Source organism: Bacillus sp. R45 (assembly GCF_021729365.1).
In the GTDB taxonomy this organism is placed as follows: domain Bacteria; phylum Bacillota; class Bacilli; order Bacillales; family Bacillaceae; genus Bacillus; species Bacillus velezensis.
Genome location: NZ_CP091421.1, coordinates 2,952,501 through 2,970,926 on the forward strand (window position 1 = coordinate 2,952,501; position 18,426 = coordinate 2,970,926).

The following is an 18,426-nucleotide window of genomic DNA, read 5'->3' on the forward strand; positions in this document are numbered from 1 at the left end:
AGCCCAGGTCATAAGGGGCATGATGATTTGACGTCATCCCCACCTTCCTCCGGTTTGTCACCGGCAGTCACCTTAGAGTGCCCAACTGAATGCTGGCAACTAAGATCAAGGGTTGCGCTCGTTGCGGGACTTAACCCAACATCTCACGACACGAGCTGACGACAACCATGCACCACCTGTCACTCTGCCCCCGAAGGGGACGTCCTATCTCTAGGATTGTCAGAGGATGTCAAGACCTGGTAAGGTTCTTCGCGTTGCTTCGAATTAAACCACATGCTCCACCGCTTGTGCGGGCCCCCGTCAATTCCTTTGAGTTTCAGTCTTGCGACCGTACTCCCCAGGCGGAGTGCTTAATGCGTTAGCTGCAGCACTAAGGGGCGGAAACCCCCTAACACTTAGCACTCATCGTTTACGGCGTGGACTACCAGGGTATCTAATCCTGTTCGCTCCCCACGCTTTCGCTCCTCAGCGTCAGTTACAGACCAGAGAGTCGCCTTCGCCACTGGTGTTCCTCCACATCTCTACGCATTTCACCGCTACACGTGGAATTCCACTCTCCTCTTCTGCACTCAAGTTCCCCAGTTTCCAATGACCCTCCCCGGTTGAGCCGGGGGCTTTCACATCAGACTTAAGAAACCGCCTGCGAGCCCTTTACGCCCAATAATTCCGGACAACGCTTGCCACCTACGTATTACCGCGGCTGCTGGCACGTAGTTAGCCGTGGCTTTCTGGTTAGGTACCGTCAAGGTGCCGCCCTATTTGAACGGCACTTGTTCTTCCCTAACAACAGAGCTTTACGATCCGAAAACCTTCATCACTCACGCGGCGTTGCTCCGTCAGACTTTCGTCCATTGCGGAAGATTCCCTACTGCTGCCTCCCGTAGGAGTCTGGGCCGTGTCTCAGTCCCAGTGTGGCCGATCACCCTCTCAGGTCGGCTACGCATCGTCGCCTTGGTGAGCCGTTACCTCACCAACTAGCTAATGCGCCGCGGGTCCATCTGTAAGTGGTAGCCGAAGCCACCTTTTATGTCTGAACCATGCGGTTCAAACAACCATCCGGTATTAGCCCCGGTTTCCCGGAGTTATCCCAGTCTTACAGGCAGGTTACCCACGTGTTACTCACCCGTCCGCCGCTAACATCAGGGAGCAAGCTCCCATCTGTCCGCTCGACTTGCATGTATTAGGCACGCCGCCAGCGTTCGTCCTGAGCCAGGATCAAACTCTCCGATAAATGGATCACATAAATGGATCACAGACTAAGTTCACTGCATCCTGCAGTAACGTCTGTGTGATCTGCATCGTGCAGACCTTAGTTTGACTGACTACGCACATCGCTGTGCGATTTATTTAAAACTTTGAATTAACAGGTACGTTTTGTCTTGTTTAGTTTTCAAAGATCATGACCGCTTGTTGAAGCAGCTTTATTATCTTACCACTCAGCTTCTTTTATGTCAACAACTTTTTTCAAGTTGTTTCCGAAGCTTTTCGTTGTTGTCTGCTGTTCATCAGCGACGTTTAATAATATAACACCCTTTTGAAAATATGACAATAGTTTTTTTTAAAAAATCATTAGTTATTTTCTTTCATACTTATTTCAGTTTCTCTTCTATAGAAAGATAAGCTGTCTTGTGGTTTGGCCTATTTTCTTGTATAGTAAGATTGAACTAAATACTTGATGACCACAAGGGGAGCATTAAAGCTGAGAGTGAACGTTTTGTTCTGACCCTTTGAACCTGTTAGTTAACGCTGGCGTAGGGATGTGGCAAAGCCAAATGATTTGCAGTTTATGTAAGCAGCGCGCGGACCTTTTCCCATCCTTCCCCGCGCTGCTTTTTTGTTTATCCTTGATACGGTTGTCTGACCAGGGGGAAAACTATGAATCATTCAACACAGCTTGTGCGCTTAATTGAAATAGCGATTATGACCGGGGCGGCTGTCATTCTGGACATTGTCTCAGGCATGTTTCTCCGGATGCCCCAAGGCGGTTCGGTCTCTATTATGATGATTCCGATTTTTTTGATTTCATTCCGCTGGGGAGTGAAGGCCGGGCTTACGACAGGCTTTTTAACAGGGATTGTCCAGATCGCCATCGGCAATTTGTTTTTGCAGCACCCGGTGCAGCTATTTCTTGATTACATCGCGGCATTTGCAGTTCTCGGTTTCAGCGGCTTGTTCGCTTCCGGTGTACGAGAATCGGCATTGAATAAAAAAAGAGGCGCTTTAACGATGTATGTTATAGGCGGTGTTTTCACCGGCAGTGTGCTGCGGTATGCGGCGCATGTGGTCTCCGGAGCGGTCTTTTTCGGAAGCTATGCTCCGAAGGGTACGCCGGTCTGGATTTATTCATCCGTCTATAACGCGACTTACATGATTCCTTCTTTTATCCTTTCGGCCATTGTCCTTACCTTATTATTCATGACTGCGCCGCGGCTTCTTGAAGCTAAGCGGACGAACTGAAACAGCAGGCGGTTTACGCCTGCTGTTTTTTTATTCCCGGCTGTGCCGTTCGTTAGAATCACTCAGTTCTTTTGTAAGTTCATTTATGCTTTGTTTTATGTTTCCTTTGCCTGAAAAATTCTCAATCAGCTCTTTTACATTGATTCCGGAAGATGCTTTTAAGCTTTCCTGAAGACCGGCCATTAAATTGGTTGCATAGCCTGTGACTTTATTGGCCCCGCCGTTTTCACCGCTTCCTCCCGTATCCACGACGGTAATTTTATCAATGTTTGAAAGAGGCGCTGAGACTTGTTTTGCGTATTCAGGCAGCATTTTCACAATCATATCAAGGATTGCAGCCTGCCCGTATTTTTCGAATGCGTCGGCGATTTTTTCTTTAGCTTCCGCTTCTGCGAGACCTTTCAGGCGGATGACTTCCGCTTCGGTTTCTCCTCTCGCCTTTTCAGCCTCCGCTTTAGCAAGACCGTCAATTCTCACGCGTTCCGCTTCCGCCTTGGCCATTGCTTCGATGCTGTACTGCTCGGCATCGGCTTCGGCGAGCTGCTTCGCTTTTGCGGCCGCGGCCGCTTGTTCCACCGAGTAACGGTCAGCATCGGCTTTTTTCTTCACTTCAGAGTCATATTGGCGCTCACGGCGCAGAATTTCTTTTTCCTCCAATTCAATCTGCTTTTGCCGCTCAATAATTTTAATTTGCATTTCCTGCTCTGTCACCTGCTGGCGCGCTTTTGCGGTTTCAAGATCATATGCCTGGTCGGCATTGGCTTTTGCTGTATCCTGCTCTCTTCTGTATTCCGCCATTTTCAGCTGATTGATTTTTTCCGCTTCAGCTATTTCCGTCGCCCGCTCCAGCTCTGATTTTTTTGCGTCTTTATCAGCGGCCGCGCGTTTAATCCTCGTCTCTTTATCCGCTTCTGCCGTGGCAATGTCCGCATCCCGCTTGACTTGGGCGATTCTCGGCTTGCCTAATGATTCAAGATAGCCGTTTTTATCCCGGACGTCTTTAATCGTAAAAGAAACGATCATCAGCCCCATTTTAGCAAGATCCTGAGACGCGACCCGCTGGACTTCCTGAGAAAACTTTTCCCTGTTTTTATAAATCTCTTCAACGGTCATGGAGCCGAGGATGGAGCGCAGATGGCCTTCCAGCACTTCCCGCGCCTCCTGCTCACGGTCGTCCTTGGATTTCCCCAAAAATTGTTCAGCTGCTGTGGCGATTTCACCGATGGAGCCTCCGATTTTAATAATGGCGGTTCCGTCGGCCATTACCGGCACCCCTTGCTCTGTATAGACTTCAGGTGTAGAGACATCAAGTTTGCTTGACAGTAAACTGAGAGGTTCTGCCTGCTGGAATACCGGGAGCACGAACGTTCCCCCGCCCCGGACGATTTTCAGACGATTTCCGCCTTCATCAATGTGGACGTTCTTATTTCCCAAATAACTTCCGGTCACGATAAGGGCTTCGTCCGGCCCCGCTGTCCGGTACTTCGTAATAAATACAGCAATAAGTGCGATGAGTAAAAAGAATACGATTCCGATAACAATGATAATCGGCATAGTCATAACAGTTCCCCCTTAGATATCAGATTGGTTCATGCGGCGTCACAAAAAGCACTCCGTCTTTCACGTCAATCACTAATACGGCCGTTCCGTACCTGATCTGTTCTTGATCAAAGCTGACGGCTGATTTAGAAATGGCGCCCCCTATTCCCTCTATGATCACTTCCCCATAGCCGTCTTTCGGGACGGAAGTAATGACCCTGCCGACCCTGCCCTTTAAATCCGTCTCCCGATATGCGAGCGATTCTTCCGCTGATGAAAGCGGGACAAGGACGAAGAAGTGAAGCAGGCTGACCAAAAGAACCGAAAGAACAAATGAAAGCAACGCAATGACAGGACTTGATAGCGGAGCGGCGATTTCGCCGATATAACCTGAGGCTGAAAAGATTGTTAAAAAAGACAGAATCAATGCAGGGTTTAAAAATGAAACAGGAATGGCTTCCGAGAGGCCGTGAAACACATCTTGAAAAAACAGAATCAAAAGCGTGAGACTTCCCGAAATAATCAATGTGTAAAGATAGACCGTTTCAAGCGGCAGATGAAATATGTCCACATTCTATCCTCCTTTCGGCTGAGGTGTCGGGGTGTTACTTTATATACGGATGTAAAGGTAAATGGTTTCAATTTTCTGATAAGGAAGGCTGATTACATGATTATCCAATCCGGATATGATATGTTTACTCTAAAGGAGGAGATAGGATGAGCATTTTTAATGAAGCCAGACAGCAGACCTGGGAAGAACTGAAAGGACTCTCTGATGAGGAATTCAACCGAAAGCCCGCGGCTGATGAATGGAGCGTGCGGGAAGTCCTTGACCATTTAAAGAAAATTGACGAAACAGCGCAGACCCTTTTATCAAAGCAGGCAAAAGACGCACCGTTTAAAAAAATCGAAGACAAACCGATGGAGTTTATAGAGGACAGATCAAATAAACGGCCGGCGCCGTCACACCTCGAACCTGAGCAAAACCGAATATCAGTCATTGAGGCAAAACAAGAATTAGATACGGCAAGACAGCAGCTGACCGCAGTTATTTCATCATTAAACGAGGAAGACTTTGAACGTGTGCTTCCGCATCCCGTTTTTCAAGAACTGACGATCCGCCAGTGGATTGACTTTATCGGCCATCATGAAAAGCGTCACATCGATCAAATAGAAGAAATCAAACAAAAAATCGAGAAGGTCTGAGTCAGACCTTCTCGATTTTTTTCTTGGCGCGTTTCGGTTCATAGGAATGGATGGTGGCCGCATCGCCCGTGCATATATCACCCGGGCGTTCAACAATACAGACAATTCCTCTTCTGCCCATCGCGTGCCTCACAAACGCCGCGGCGAGTTTTGGCTGATCCGGATAAAAGGATTGAATGACTTCTCCCGGCTGAATGCACGGATCATTTTCTCCCTCGCACAACAGAGACGCACCGCTTGGAAAAATCATTCTGCTTCCTTCTTTAAGCGGCGTCAGCGCAGAAAAACCGCTGATTGCGATGTTAGCGCCGAGCCATTCGGGAAAGATATGAGAAATCCCCATCTTCTCCGCAATGTCATCACATTCCTCCATGGACACGATTGAAATTTGTCTCCGGTTAAAAATTTCTGTTCCTCTTTCATACATCGGCTCACGCGCGCCGGCCTTTTTTGTCAGTCCGAAATGCAGGTCACCGGGAAACCCGCCGTATTCCGCGCGAAGCTTGTCCATCTTTTTGGTAACAAATTGTTCGGTATCCGCTATATATACGCCTTCCGTCTTTGCTGTTATGCGTTTCCACATCAGCCACCACCGCCTTTTTCTTGACATTATCCTTAAAAAACCCCGCTCTGTAAAGGAGCGGGGTTCATTTATTATACCGTTTTCGGCGTTAAGTCAAAGCAGCGTTTGTAAATCCAGTTGTATGCTTTCTCATTCAAATCTCTTGGATTTCCGAAAGTCTGCGGATCTTTCATGGCTTCTTTTGATAAACGTTCAATCATGTCCGGAGACACACCTTGTTCTTCTAAACTCGGCACTTCTAAATCTTTTACAAGATCATACATCCAGTTGACGGACGCTTTGGCCGCTTCTTCGGTTGTCATGTTGCTTGTATCGATTCCGAATGCTTTGGCGATGCGGGCGAATTTTTCCGGATAGCCTTTCCAGTTGTATTCCATTACCGGTCCCATCATAGCTGCGACGCATTGTCCGTGAGCGACAGGGATGATGCCGCCGAGCGTCTGGCTCATCGCATGCGCCGCGCCTGCTGATTCACTGCCGTATGAAAGGCCGGCAAGCATCGCCGCCTGCGCCATGCCGTATCTTGCTTCCAAATCCTCTCCGTCCGCAAACGCGCGCTTAATATAATGCGCCGCATATTCAATGGCCATTAAAGCGACGGCATCAGTGATCGGCTGCGCGAATTTCATCGTATAGCACTCGATGGCGTGCGCAAGTGCGTCAATACCTGTCATGGCCGTCACATGCGGAGGCATGGACGTGTGCAGCTCAGGGTCAATGACCGTTAAATGTGCGGCGATTAGCGGTCCGCCCGTATTGAATTTAAATTCTCTTTCCTCATCTGTAATGACCGCCCATTGTGTGACCTCTGAACCTGTTCCCGCAGTCGTCGGGATCGTTGTCAGCGGAGGAATGCGGTTTTCCAGCGGCTTTTTGCCTTCCGCGGCTTCATAATCAAGCACGCTTCCTTCGTGTGTCGCTTCTACCCCGATCGCTTTCGCCGTATCCATGGAGCTTCCGCCGCCGACAGCCACTAGACCGTTGCAGTTTTCTTTTTTATACAGTTCTGATCCTTCGTTTACAAGACGTACAGGCGGGTTCGGCTCCACTTTGTTAAACAGGACGACTTCGATGCCCGCTTCCTGCAAAGATTCAATGACCGGGTTTGCCACTCCCGCGTTATAAATTCCCGGGTCTGTTACGAGCAGCGCTTTTGTGACGCCAAGCGCTCTGACTTCACTTCCCGCGTGCTGAATCGCGCCGATTCCGTGTTTAATGACTGTCGGGATTTCGAATGTATGGAATTTATGCATGCTTTCTACTTTCATATTTAATGTCATATTGTATCTCCTCCTAATTATGCTTGAAACCAGTTCACAGCCGCAGGTTTCGTATTGCGGTAAATATGTTTGATTTCCGTGTATTCTTCCAGGCCGATTTTGCCGAGTTCGCGGCCGAAGCCCGATTGTTTGTACCCGCCCCATGGCGCTTGCGCGAAATACGGGTGGAAATCATTGATCCATACCGTTCCCATCCGCAGTTTGGCGGCTACGCGTTCGCATTTTTCAATATCCTTTGACCATACCGCTCCGGCCAGCCCGTAAATGGTATCGTTGGCAAGTCTGATCACTTCTTCTTCTGAAGAGAATGACTCGACTGTTAAAACGGGGCCGAAGATTTCCTCTTGGACTATTCGCATATCAGACTTGCAGTTTGAGAAAATAGTAGGTTCATAGAAGAAACCGTTTTGAAGGGCGGGATCATCAGGACGTTTGCCGCCTGTTTCCAGTTTTGCCCCTTCTTCGATACCGATTTCTACGTATTTTTCGACTTTGGCCCGATGCTCGGCGGAAATCAGCGGACCGCTTTCCGTATCTTCATGAAAACCGTTTCCTAATTTGATGCGTTTCGTGCGCTTGATCAGCTCGGCTAAAAATTCATCATGAATGGCTTCGTCCACCAAAAGACGTGACCCGGCCGAACAAACTTGACCGGCATGGAAAAACACGGCGTTCAGCGCTTGATCTGCAGCTGTTTCGAGATCTGCATCTTGAAATACGATATTCGGATTTTTGCCGCCAAGCTCCAGGGCAATCTTTTTCACGTTGCCGCTTGCCGCCTGCATGATTTTTTTGCCTGTTTCAATTCCGCCCGTAAAAGAGACCAAATCGACGTCGAGGTTTCTCGCCAGCTCATCGCCGACAGAGGCGCCCGGCCCCAGCACGAGATTGGCGGCCCCTTTCGGAATACCGGCTTCTTCTATTAATTGAAAGACTTTAATGGTTGTAAGCGGAGTAATCTCGCTCGGCTTTAAAACGATCGTGTTTCCGGCCGCAAGAGCGGGAGCGATTTTCCAGCTCGCCTGAAGGAGCGGATAGTTCCACGGCGTAATTTGTCCGCATACGCCAATTGGCTCTCTGACGATTTTACTTACGGAATCGGGAATCGGAGATGAAATGACTTCGCCTCCGTCTTTATCCGCCAAACCGGCATAATATTGAAATACATTTGCGATATCATCCATATCGGCTTTACTTTCTTCAATCGTTTTTCCTGTATCAAGCGATTCCAGCTCAGCTAATTCGTTCAGATCGCGTCTGATTAATTCCGCAATTTTCAGAACAAATTGTCCGCGCTCGAGCCCGGAAAGCACCGGCCATTCCCCTTCATCAAATGCTTTTCTGGCTGCGGCGATGGCTTTCACCGCATCATTCCGGTCTCCTTCGCATACCGTTGCAATTTCTTCTTGATTAAATGGATTAATGATACGGCGGGTCTGTTTTTTTTCTGCACTGATCCATTCGCCGCCGATATAAAGCGTTTTGCTCATAAGAGTCCTCCTTACCGAGAAGTAAGTTTGTTAAATAAAAATTTAATGTTTTTAACAATGTTAATTTAACACATGTTTTTTTGCCTGTCAAAACCCGGACAGTCCGTTTAGATTTTGACATTTTGTCATGATTCGTTAAGATTAAGAACATAAAGAAATGACTTAACAAATTTAAACTTCAAGAGGAAAAGAGGGACAGTATGGATGAGAATCCAGAATTCGCAGCTATAGAACAAGCCAGGGATCTTGTCATTGATTCCATTGCAGAGACGATGGATCTTTACGGAATCACCCGGAGTGTCGGGATTTTATACGGAACAATGTATATGAGGGATGAAATGACGCTTGACGAAATGCGTGAGGAACTGCAGATGAGCAAACCGAGTATGAGCACGGGCGTTAAAAAGCTGCAGGATTTAAATGTGGTCAAAAAAACCTTTCACCGCGGCACACGGAAGCATACATTTGTAGCGGAAAAGGATTTCTTTACGTTTTTCACGAATTTCTTTCCGCCGAAATGGGACCGTGAAGTTCAGGTGAATTTGTCCGCCATCGTACAGGCTCAGGCGGATTTGCAGTCCGTTTTGCTGGCCGAGGAAGGCAGCGCGGAATTACAGGAAGAAGCGCGGCAGTTATATGATCAGCTTGAAAGCTCGAAAGCTTATTATCATTGGCTGAAGCGGCTCGCCAACTCGGTTCAGAGCGGGGAGATTTTTAAATTTATTCCGATAGAAACGGACGAAAAAAACGCCTGATTTTGATTCAGGCGTTTTTTGTCGTGATTTGATTATTTTTGAGAAAATATAGGAACATAACCCCATTTACTTCCATTAAAATTGATGGTAAATTTTTATAGGTATGGTCGTTCTTTTTTAAGAACAATCAGCAAATTTTTTTTAGGGGGATTTATAAAAATGAAACACAAGTTTTTCTCAACTGTCATGGCAAGTTTATTCGGCCTGGTTTTGCTTCTTTCTCTGCCGACAGCGTCATTCGCCGCTGAGTCAGGCTCAACCGTTCACGAGCCGGAAATGTCCACGAAAGCGACTGCTACCTTATTTGCAAAATATACAGGTGCCAGCCAGCAGGAATGGTCATTTTCTGATATCGAATTGACGTACCGTCCGAACACGATCCTGAGCTTAGGCGTTATGGAATTTACCCTTCCTAGCGGATTTGCGGCTACAACAAAAGATACAGTCAACGGACACGCTTTGCGCGAAAGACAGATTCTGAATAACGGCAAAACAGTCAGACTTCCGTTAAACATTGATTTGCTCGGCGCAGCGGAATTTAAGCTTTCTCTTAATAATAAAACATTGCCTGCTGCAGGTACATATAAGTTCCGTGCAGAAAATAAATCATTAAGCATCGGCTCTAAATTCTATGCTGAGGACACAATTGTTGTTCAAAAACGCAGCACACCGCCGACACAGCCATGCAACTGCAAATAATTGCGAAAAACGGACCGGCACAAGCTCATCGCTTGTCAGCCGGTCTTTTTTTGTGCTGTTTTCTTTCTTCCGGCCCTCGCATTGACAAACCCCTAAAACAGGAGTACATTCTTGTTTGTTGTATTTGGAGTGACGAAAACAGTTTCTTAAGGAGTTATGAGGATTGGGAAAAATCAAAAATAAACAATTTGCCGTCATCGGACTCGGCCGTTTCGGCGGAAGCATCTGTAAAGAGCTTTTTAAAATGGGGCATGAGGTGCTTGCGATCGATATCAGCGAAGAGCGGGTCAACGCATACTCCTCTTATGCCACGCATGCCGTGCGGGCAAATTCAACGGAAGAAAGCGAGCTTCAGTCGCTCGGCATCAGAAATTTTGAATATGTCATCGTAGCAATCGGAGCCAATATACAGGCAAGCACGCTGACGACGCTGTTATTGAAGGAGCTGAACATCCCTAATATTTGGGTGAAAGCGCAAAACTATTATCATCACAAAGTGCTTGAAAAGATCGGTGCTGATCGTATTATCCATCCTGAAAAGGATATGGGCGTGCGGATTGCGCAAAGCCTTTCAGATGAAAACGTCTTAAATTACATCGATTTGTCAGATGAATACAGCATTGTGGAGCTTTCAGCCACTAAAAAGCTGCATTTAAAATCCATTCTTGATCTCGGCGCCCGCGCCAGATTCGGCTGCACCATTCTCGCCGTGAAACATAATGGAGACATTCAGCTGTCCCCTTCTCCGGAGACTGTCATTCATGAATGTGACTGCCTTGTGCTGATGGGGCATAAACGTGATATTAAAAGGTTTGAAACTGAAGGAATGTAAAAAAAGCCGGCAAGCTGCCGGCTTTTTTTGATGCTTATGTTTCTTCACTTAACTGGACGGCGGTTTGGTCAACCCAGCCGATCAGCTTATCTTTCACTTGAATTTGGTACCAGACGGATTCTCCGTTTTGTTTTTCAGATACGACTTTAATATGCTGGCCGGTAAACTTTTGCGCCGATGCCAATTTAATAGAATGCCGCTCTTTCGACGGCTTGGACCACACGTCTTCAATGGCGTGGTCTTTGATTGCGCCTTTCTTATCAACTGCTTTAAGAGAGGCATTGATTTTGTCATATTCATTCAGGTTATAGGTTTCTATGACATCTTTAATTTTTTCAGCATAGCCGGGGTCTGTGGCGTAGCCGGATTTTTGAAGGGCAGCCGCCGCTGTTTTATAATTGTCCGCTTCAATGACGGGCTTGTACTTCTTTTTATTCCAAGACGTTCCGTTGACAAATAATTTGGCATGGTCATCCATTGATTCAAAAAACGTGCTGTATTTACGGAATTTTGCCCGAATCGTTTTTCGTTTTCCTTTTTCAAATTCATCCGTTTTCATCGTGACGTGTTTTCCTTTATAATCACCTTTTACACCGAACAGGTTGCGCGCTTTCCCCGCAAGCTCACTGTTCCCCCAGTCCGATTCGAGAATGGCCTGTGCGAGGGTGATGCTCGGAAGGACATGATATTTCTCATATAAAATTTGAGCATGCCCGGAAAGGCTGTCAATAAAGACCTGCTGCTCGTCCACCTCTTCAGGCGGTTTTTCTTCCGTCACTATGAATTTCGAAAATACCATTGATACCAGAAATAATCCGAATATAAGAGATACAGCAAAAAGGCACCCAAGCACCCTTTTGGTCTTTGCTTTCTTTTTCATATCAACCTTCCTTTAATTCCGGAATCACTAGATTTATAATTTTACTGGTCATTGATGAAAATTTCAATAAAATAGGGAAAAAGACGGAGAAAGAACACATCGTGCAAATAAAAAAGACTCCTCTTTGAGGAGTCTTTTTTTGTTATGCCATGCTCAGCTGAGGGCCGAACAATTCATATTGAACAGAATCAGAGTCAAACCCGAGTGCAAGAATCATATCTTTCATTTGCGTCATAAACTGCGCTGATCCGCACAAGTAACATTCAGCATCTTGATTCAGATGAAGCTGCTCCAAGAAGGTTTGATCAATCCGGCCGCTGTAAAAAGGCTTGTCTCCTGAGCGGTCTTGTTCTGCCGGTTCACTGTATACATAAATGACGTTAATATTCGGATGATTCTCCGCAGCTTGTTCAGCCTCTTTGCGGAACGCGGCGTACTCTCCGTTTTTCGCGGCATGAATAAAAGTAACGGAACGCTCCGGCTGTTTTTCGGCGGCTGTTTTCAGCATGCTCATCATCGGCGTGATTCCGGAACCGGCACTGATAAGAACAACCGGTTTTTCGGAAGAAGACAGCTTGAAATCCCCGGCGGGTGCACTGACTTCAAGTTTATCTCCCTCTTGAACTTCATTGTGGAGATGAGAAGAAACCGCTCCGTCCTTTTTCACAGATATCCGATATGCGCCTTTTCGAGAAGCATCAGACAGGCTGTACTGGCGAATGTGCGTATAAGGAGAATCCGCAATCCTCACTTTAATGCTGATATATTGTCCCGCTTCAAATCCAGGAAGCGAAGAGCCGTCACTCGGTTTGATATAAAATGATGTGATATCTTTGCTTTCTTTTGTTTTCTGTATAACCGTAAATTCTTTATACCCCTGCCATCCGGCTTCATTGTACATGTCTTTTTCAATGCCGATAAAAGCCTCCGCAATAACACCGTAAGCTTTTTCCCATGCCTGCATAATTTCAGGAGTTGCGGCATCCTGCAGCACATCCTTAATCGCCAGAAGCAGATACTTTCCGACAATCGGATAATGTTCCGGTTTTACACCGATGCTTGTGTGTTTATGGCCGATCTGTCTGACCGCCGGAATGATTTGTTCTAATTGATCAATATTCGCCGCAGCCGCAATGACTGCATTTGCCAATGCTGCGCGCTGAGTCTGTTTCTTTTGGTTCGTTTGGTTAAACATATTTAACAGTTCGGGATGATCTTGAAACATCAGGTTATAAAAGCGTCCGGTGATGTTTTCTCCATGTGTTTTTAATACGGGTACTGTGCTTTTGATGATGTCTACTGTTCTCTCATCCAGCATGTTCATCCTCAACCCTTCTAAAGATGTATTTTTAATATATCTTTATAGTAAGAGATATTTCGAATAAAAGATATATATAAAATGAATCTTTAAAAAAGTCGTCACAATATTGTGTTGGATTTGGAATTTATGGATTTCACCTCCTTTTTTATCACCCGGTGAAACAGGGACACATATATTTGGGAATATACGTTTAAAGATGAAAGCGGGGGATTGCATGGTTTCCGATATCGATTACACGTCTCCGAATACACAGTTCACTTATGATGTAAATGAGAGCCGTTTTTTTACGAAAGATGCTCGGAACTTTATCAATGTATTGGGGATTAAACAGTTAAACACGCTTGAAAATATTTCATTATTAGATATCTTTCTGAGTAAAACAAATGTGATTGAACCGCATACCCATCAAAACGCCGCTGAATTGGTGTACTGTATTTCGGGTTCCGCGGTGGTGTCGATGCTGAATCCGTTCACCCAGAAAATACGGAATTATCCGATCTCTCCAGGACAAGTGGCGAATGTTCCGCAGGGGTGGTGGCATTATGAAGTCGCCACTTCAGACAAAACCCACCTTTTGGCCATATTTGACGCCCCTTCGCCTGAAGTGATATACGGCTCGGATATTCTCCGTCTGACGCCGCCGGAGATCATGGCGCATACGTACTGTCTGAATGAGCACGAGTGGGAAAAAGCCGTTTCACCGATCCGGCAATCAACTGTGATAGGTCCCGATAAATACTGCGGACAGTCTGAAAACACGGGTATTCATGATATGAATAAGCCTTATCAGCCAAATACGCATTATCCGAATGATCCGTATCGGCATTATGTTCAGCCGTTCTATAGGGGGTATTAAGCGGATCCGCATCGACAGAAAGAGCCCCTCATTGCAGAGGGGCTCTTGATCATTACGGTCCGGTCCCGCAGCTTACTTTGTACTCGCCTTCGGACGATTTTTTTGAATAACATACGTGCGGCGTCTGTCCGGTTTCATCTTTCCAATTGAACCAATTTACATAATAAAGGTTCCCGTCCTCTCCGCCTCCTTCTTCTTTTTGAAGAATCGCAAAGTAGCTTTGATACGGATATCCTTTTTTATAAATGTCATGCCTGATGGCTCCTTTTTCTGAAGCAGACGTGAAGATGACAGGAGAAAGAACCGGGAGCGCTGTTAAAAGAAGTGCCAGTGCAGCTGACAGAGATAATATAAGATAGATTTTCTTTTTCATTTTCTCTCTTTCCTTTATTTTGAGTTGTTAGAAATGAAGCGGAACACAGAGGCTGCTGCAGAAGATGAAAAAACAAAAAAACCCTTATTTATAGAATAAGGGTTTAAAGGTATGGAGCCAAGGGGGCTCGAACCCCTGACCTCTACGCTGCCAGCGTAGCGCTCTCCCAGCTGAGCTATGGCCCCGTGCTGTAACGTCATGTTTTATTATAGACGACTCTTCTATGAATTTCAAGCAGAAAATTCAGTTTGCTCATATTTTCCTGAGACGTTTTTCGAACATAAAAAGAAGACCCTCCGGGGGGCCTCTTCGTTTATCGCACGAGCATGATTAAAATGATGCCGAGGATGACACGGTAAATGGCGAACGGGACAAGCTTAATCCGGTTAATGAGCCGAAGAAAAAACTTGACGACTAAGAGGGCGACGACAAAGGCGCAGATAAAGCCGACAAGAAAAAACGGAATCATGTCATAAGAAAGACTGCTCCAGTATTTCACGAGCTTCAGAAGGCTTGCGCCCGCCATAATCGGAATCGCCATAATAAATGTGAAGTCTGCGGCTGCCCGGTGATTCAAGCCCACAATAACACCTCCGGCAATCGTTGAGCCTGATCGGGAAAATCCGGGCCATAAGGCGAGACACTGGAATAATCCGACACAGAAAGCCTGTTTGTAGGTGATTCTGTCCACCGTATCGATCGTTTCTTTCCTTTTATTGATCCAGTCCGCTATAAGCATAAGCACGGCTCCGGCAATTAATCCGTAAGCGACCGTTCTGACGGAGAATAAATAGCGGTCAATGAAATCCTCAAATAAAAAGCCGAGCACCGCTGCCGGGACAAGACCGACGGCGATTTGCGCGATGGTCAGCCTGTATCCCTTCTGCTGATCGCGCGTGACGTTTTTTTTGAGGCCGAGTAAATGTAATATCCGATCCTTAAACACAATGGCCACCGCCAGAATCGAACCGAGCTGAATCACCACTTTGAAGGAATTGGCGGCTTCCGGATTCATCAGGCTTCCGGATTTCAGCCAGATGTCATCCGCTATGATCATATGTCCCGTGGAAGAAACCGGCGCGTACTCCGTCAGCCCTTCCACGATTCCCAAAACGGCTGCTGTGAACATCTCCCATAGTGTCATCCCATTCTTCCCTTCATTCATCATTTACAAAAGAGAAGCTCTCCTTTGAAGGAAAGCCTGTCTTATAATAAATATCATGTCCGTTCCGATTTTATGACTTCGATACAGCATCATTTTTTTCTTCTTCATATAAATGCGAGCGCATTTTGAACCAATCAAACAGATGGGTCGTGACCACTTTGATGACCGCATACCCCGGGATGGCTAAAATAATGCCGACAACCCCGAACAGCTTTCCGGCGGTTAAAAGAACAAAGATGATGGTAATCGGGTGAATGTGAAGATTTTTCCCCATGATCTGCGGCGAAATTAATTTCCCTTCCACGAGCTGGACAACGGTCCAGACAATCGCAAGCTTCAGCAGCATAAAGGGCGAAGTGACCAACGCGATAATAATCGCCGGCGTGATGGCAATGGTCGGCCCTAAATACGGAACAACGCTCGTACAAGCGGCAATGACCGCAAGCAGTGACGCATAATCAAGTCCGATAATCAGATAGCCGATAAATAATAAAAACCCGATGCAGAAGCTGACGATGACCTGTCCTCTGATATAGGAGCTTAATCTGTGGTTCATTTCACTCAGCATCGTATACGTTTGTTCTTTCAGACGGGTGGGCACAAACTTTAAGATATAGATCGGCAGTTTTTTGCCGTCTTTCAGCAAATAGAACAGAATAAACGGCACGGTCACTATTGAAATAATCACTTCAGTCAGCGCGCCGATAAAATTCCCGACCCCGGTAAATGTGCTGTTTGCAATTGTCGCCGCCTGCGCCGATACTTTATTAGCAAGATCGGAAATGTTGATATTCATCGTCTTTTGCGCCTGATTTACAAAATCGCTTCCGATCAGGCTTTTCGTCTGATCTTCAACGATGTCCACATATTTCGGCAGGTTGTCGATCAGGCTCATGATCTGTTCCTTTAAAAACGGAATAATTGAAACGACCGTAATCGAAATCAGCCCTATAATAATGAGGTAAAGGAGCAGGATGGAATAGACTCTTTTCACTCTTATTTTTTCCAATATATCTACGATCGGATTAAGCAGATAATAAACAATTCCTGTCAAAATGACGGGGAGCGCAATCGTTTTGAGCAGGACGATAATGGGTGTGAAAATAAATGATGTCTTCATAAAGACAAGGATATTGAGACCGATGAGCAGCAATACAAGCAAAAACAAGACAAATTTATTGTCTAAGAAAAACTGTTTAAATCTGCCGCCCCATGTTTGCAATGTTTCCACTATTGTTCCTCCATCATATGTATTTTACTTAAATTGTACACTATCGTTCCTGTAATGAAAAATAATAACCGGTCTCTATGGGAATTTTTCCTATCCGTTTAGCTGGCAGCCTTTTTTCCATTTATGTTTCTTTGAAAAAAAGCTATAATGTAAGCCAATACATAGAAGGAGCGATAGCAATGATTCGATTTGCAACAGTCGGAACGAATTGGATTACAGAACGATTTCTGGAGGCGGCTTCTGCTATTGATGATTTTCAATTAACGGCGGTTTATTCCAGAACTGAGGAACGTGCGGCGGAATTCGCCGGCAAACACGGCGCTGCTCATTATTTCACCAGCCTGAAAGAAATGGCGGAAAGCAAAGCCTATGACGCGGTGTATCTCGCCAGCCCGAATGCATTTCACAAAGAGCAGGCGGTCCTTTTTATGGAACACGGCAAGCATGTACTATGCGAAAAACCGTTTGCGTCTAACGCAAGGGAAACGGATGAAATGATTCACGCAGCCAAAACGAACGGCGTTCTCTTGATGGAAGCCATGAAAACGACGTTCCTGCCGAACTTCAGCATGCTTCAAAACCACTTACATAAAATCGGACCCGTCAGGAGATTCACGGCAAGCTACTGCCAATATTCATCACGATATGATGCATATAAAAACGGTACGGTGCTTAACGCGTTTAAGCCTGAATTATCGAACGGTTCGTTAATGGACATCGGCGTGTACTGCATTTATCCGGCCGTCGTCCTGTTCGGCAAACCGAAAAACGTCATTGCGACCGGTCATAAACTAGCATCCGGCGTTGACGGCGAAGGCACGGTCATTCTGTCATACGACGGATTTGAAGCGGTGCTGATGCATTCGAAAATCTCAAATTCGTTTGCCCCGGCGGAAATTCAGGGGGAAGACGGCACGATCGTTCTGGACAGCATTCACGGACCGGAACGGGCGGAAATCCGCTATCGTGACGGCCGGACGGAAGACATTTCAGTCCCTGATCTGAAACCTTCGATGTACTACGAAACGGCTGAATTCATCAATCTTCTTCGAAACGGACAGCGGGAGTCTTCCGAAAATACATTTGAACGTTCTTTCATTACGGCAAACATTATGGAAGAAGCGAGAAAACAAATCGGAATCGTCTTTCCCGCCGATCAAAACTAAAAACATCCGCCCGGATTCGGGCGGATGTTTTTTATTTGGACGCTAACAGGTCAGCAAACGCTTTTGCATACTGCGGAAGGTCGGGCGGGCGGCGGCTTGATACAATGTGGCCGTCAGTTACGACTGCTTCATCCAGCCACTGTGCCCCTGCATTTGTCATGTCGTCTTTGATGCCGGGCGTGCTCGTTACTTTTTTTCCTGCGAGAATTCCGGCAGATATAAGCACCCAGCCCGCATGGCAGATCTGGCCGATCGGCTTTTTCTGCTCGTTCATCGTACGGATGATGTCCAAAACTTCGGGATATCTTCGCAGTTTGTCAGGAGCCCAGCCGCCAGGCACGAGCACGGCATCATACTCCTGAATAATCAGGCTCTTAAAATCGTAATCCGCCGTCGCGGGCACGCCGTATTTTCCTTTGTATGAACGGCCCGCTTCTTCTCCTATTAAATGAACGATCGCGCCTTCCTCTCTCAGCCGATAGACGGGATACCAAAGCTCTAAGTCTTCAAAATCGTCACTGACAAGCGCTATAACTTTTTTGCCTTCTAATCTCATCACTGCCACTCCCTTCTTTTATATTAGTGTATCGCTT

The 18,426-nt window shown here is 46.3% G+C and carries 18 protein-coding genes, 1 tRNA gene, 1 rRNA gene and 1 riboswitch (1 of these 21 cut by a window edge); of the genes, 7 read left to right on the plus strand and 13 right to left on the minus strand.

Translation table 11 applies throughout. The features are described 5' to 3' along the window. A 16S ribosomal RNA gene (locus L3V45_RS14545) occupies nt 1–1,231 on the minus strand; it reaches 319 nt to the left of the window's first position. A 443-nt stretch (nt 1,232–1,674) separates the two neighbouring features. Then, a riboswitch (TPP riboswitch) is annotated at nt 1,675–1,775 on the plus strand. A 100-nt stretch (nt 1,776–1,875) separates the two neighbouring features. Here L3V45_RS14545 and thiT point away from each other — a divergent pair. Next, nucleotides 1,876–2,457, plus strand: coding sequence for an energy-coupled thiamine transporter ThiT (gene thiT, locus L3V45_RS14550; protein WP_015387815.1), 582 nt, complete (start codon nt 1,876–1,878; stop codon nt 2,455–2,457). A 30-nt stretch (nt 2,458–2,487) separates the two neighbouring features. On the opposite strand, the gene L3V45_RS14555 is transcribed toward thiT, so the two are convergent. Then, a complete protein-coding gene (locus tag L3V45_RS14555; protein ID WP_014305640.1) occupies nt 2,488–4,017 on the minus strand; it encodes a flotillin lipid rafts scaffold protein FloT in 1,530 nt (509 codons plus the stop codon). A gap of 19 nt (nt 4,018–4,036) precedes the next feature. Then, complete coding sequence (locus L3V45_RS14560; protein WP_003152186.1) at nt 4,037–4,567, minus strand: NfeD family membrane protein; 531 nt, start codon at nt 4,565–4,567, stop codon at nt 4,037–4,039. 146 nt (nt 4,568–4,713) lie between these two features. On the opposite strand from L3V45_RS14560, the gene L3V45_RS14565 reads away from it, so the two are divergent. Then, entirely contained in the window at nt 4,714–5,202 is a 489-nt protein-coding gene (locus L3V45_RS14565; RefSeq protein ID WP_003152184.1) for a DinB family protein, read from the plus strand. A 1-nt stretch (nt 5,203) separates the two neighbouring features. Here the strand turns inward: L3V45_RS14565 and L3V45_RS14570 are convergent, their stop codons facing one another. The 3 genes from L3V45_RS14570 to betB form a co-directional block, all read right to left on the minus strand. After that, on the minus strand, nt 5,204–5,785 hold the full coding sequence (locus L3V45_RS14570; protein WP_015387814.1) for an MOSC domain-containing protein: 582 nt from the start codon (nt 5,783–5,785) through the stop codon (nt 5,204–5,206). Nucleotides 5,786–5,856: 71 nt separating this feature from the next. Next, complete coding sequence (gene gbsB / locus L3V45_RS14575; RefSeq protein ID WP_003152181.1) at nt 5,857–7,065, minus strand: choline dehydrogenase; 1,209 nt, start codon at nt 7,063–7,065, stop codon at nt 5,857–5,859. 17 nt (nt 7,066–7,082) lie between these two features. Beyond that, nucleotides 7,083–8,555: a betaine-aldehyde dehydrogenase gene (gene betB, locus L3V45_RS14580; RefSeq protein ID WP_014305644.1), complete on the minus strand. Its 1,473-nt coding sequence runs from the start codon at nt 8,553–8,555 to the stop codon at nt 7,083–7,085. Between the two features lie 200 nt (nt 8,556–8,755). Here betB and cudC point away from each other — a divergent pair, with 200 nt between their 5' ends. The 3 genes from cudC to L3V45_RS14595 all read left to right on the plus strand — a co-directional run bounded on the left by cudC (nt 8,756) and on the right by L3V45_RS14595 (nt 10,841). Next, nucleotides 8,756–9,310, plus strand: a complete 555-nt coding sequence (cudC, locus tag L3V45_RS14585) for a transcriptional regulator GbsR (RefSeq protein WP_014305645.1) — start codon at nt 8,756–8,758, stop codon at nt 9,308–9,310. 159 nt (nt 9,311–9,469) lie between these two features. Further along, nucleotides 9,470–10,009, plus strand: a complete 540-nt coding sequence (gene bslA, locus L3V45_RS14590; RefSeq protein WP_003152178.1) for a biofilm surface layer hydrophobin BslA — start codon at nt 9,470–9,472, stop codon at nt 10,007–10,009. A gap of 163 nt (nt 10,010–10,172) precedes the next feature. Further along, nucleotides 10,173–10,841 carry a potassium uptake protein KtrA gene (locus L3V45_RS14595; protein WP_014305646.1) on the plus strand — a complete coding sequence of 223 codons (669 nt, stop codon included), beginning with the start codon at nt 10,173–10,175 and terminating at the stop codon, nt 10,839–10,841. Between the two features lie 34 nt (nt 10,842–10,875). Here L3V45_RS14595 and L3V45_RS14600 read toward each other — a convergent pair whose 3' ends face one another. Both L3V45_RS14600 and hmpA read right to left on the minus strand, forming a co-directional pair. After that, on the minus strand, nt 10,876–11,721 hold the full coding sequence (locus L3V45_RS14600) for a glucosaminidase domain-containing protein (protein WP_024085723.1): 846 nt from the start codon (nt 11,719–11,721) through the stop codon (nt 10,876–10,878). A 142-nt stretch (nt 11,722–11,863) separates the two neighbouring features. Beyond that, entirely contained in the window at nt 11,864–13,039 is a 1,176-nt protein-coding gene (gene hmpA / locus L3V45_RS14605) for an NO-inducible flavohemoprotein (protein WP_041481971.1), read from the minus strand. A 217-nt stretch (nt 13,040–13,256) separates the two neighbouring features. Here hmpA and L3V45_RS14610 point away from each other — a divergent pair, with 217 nt between their 5' ends. Then, nucleotides 13,257–13,898 carry a cupin domain-containing protein gene (locus L3V45_RS14610; protein ID WP_003152172.1) on the plus strand — a complete coding sequence of 214 codons (642 nt, stop codon included), beginning with the start codon at nt 13,257–13,259 and terminating at the stop codon, nt 13,896–13,898. 52 nt (nt 13,899–13,950) lie between these two features. Here L3V45_RS14610 and L3V45_RS14615 read toward each other — a convergent pair whose 3' ends face one another. The 4 genes from L3V45_RS14615 to L3V45_RS14630 form a co-directional block, all read right to left on the minus strand. Next, on the minus strand, nt 13,951–14,271 hold the full coding sequence (locus tag L3V45_RS14615; RefSeq protein ID WP_003152171.1) for a hypothetical protein: 321 nt from the start codon (nt 14,269–14,271) through the stop codon (nt 13,951–13,953). Nucleotides 14,272–14,383: 112 nt separating this feature from the next. Then, nucleotides 14,384–14,456: transfer RNA gene (locus L3V45_RS14620), tRNA-Ala, on the minus strand. 128 nt (nt 14,457–14,584) lie between these two features. After that, a complete protein-coding gene (locus L3V45_RS14625) occupies nt 14,585–15,415 on the minus strand; it encodes an undecaprenyl-diphosphate phosphatase (RefSeq protein ID WP_007613337.1) in 831 nt (276 codons plus the stop codon). A gap of 91 nt (nt 15,416–15,506) precedes the next feature. After that, nucleotides 15,507–16,667 (minus strand): AI-2E family transporter, encoded by a 1,161-nt coding sequence (locus L3V45_RS14630; RefSeq protein WP_003152148.1) that lies wholly within the window; start codon nt 16,665–16,667, stop codon nt 15,507–15,509. A 179-nt stretch (nt 16,668–16,846) separates the two neighbouring features. On the opposite strand from L3V45_RS14630, the gene L3V45_RS14635 reads away from it, so the two are divergent. Next, nucleotides 16,847–17,833: a Gfo/Idh/MocA family protein gene (locus L3V45_RS14635; RefSeq protein WP_003152146.1), complete on the plus strand. Its 987-nt coding sequence runs from the start codon at nt 16,847–16,849 to the stop codon at nt 17,831–17,833. A gap of 31 nt (nt 17,834–17,864) precedes the next feature. Here L3V45_RS14635 and L3V45_RS14640 read toward each other — a convergent pair whose 3' ends face one another. Beyond that, complete coding sequence (locus L3V45_RS14640) at nt 17,865–18,389, minus strand: type 1 glutamine amidotransferase domain-containing protein (RefSeq protein ID WP_003152143.1); 525 nt, start codon at nt 18,387–18,389, stop codon at nt 17,865–17,867. Nucleotides 18,390–18,426 lie beyond the last annotated feature (37 nt).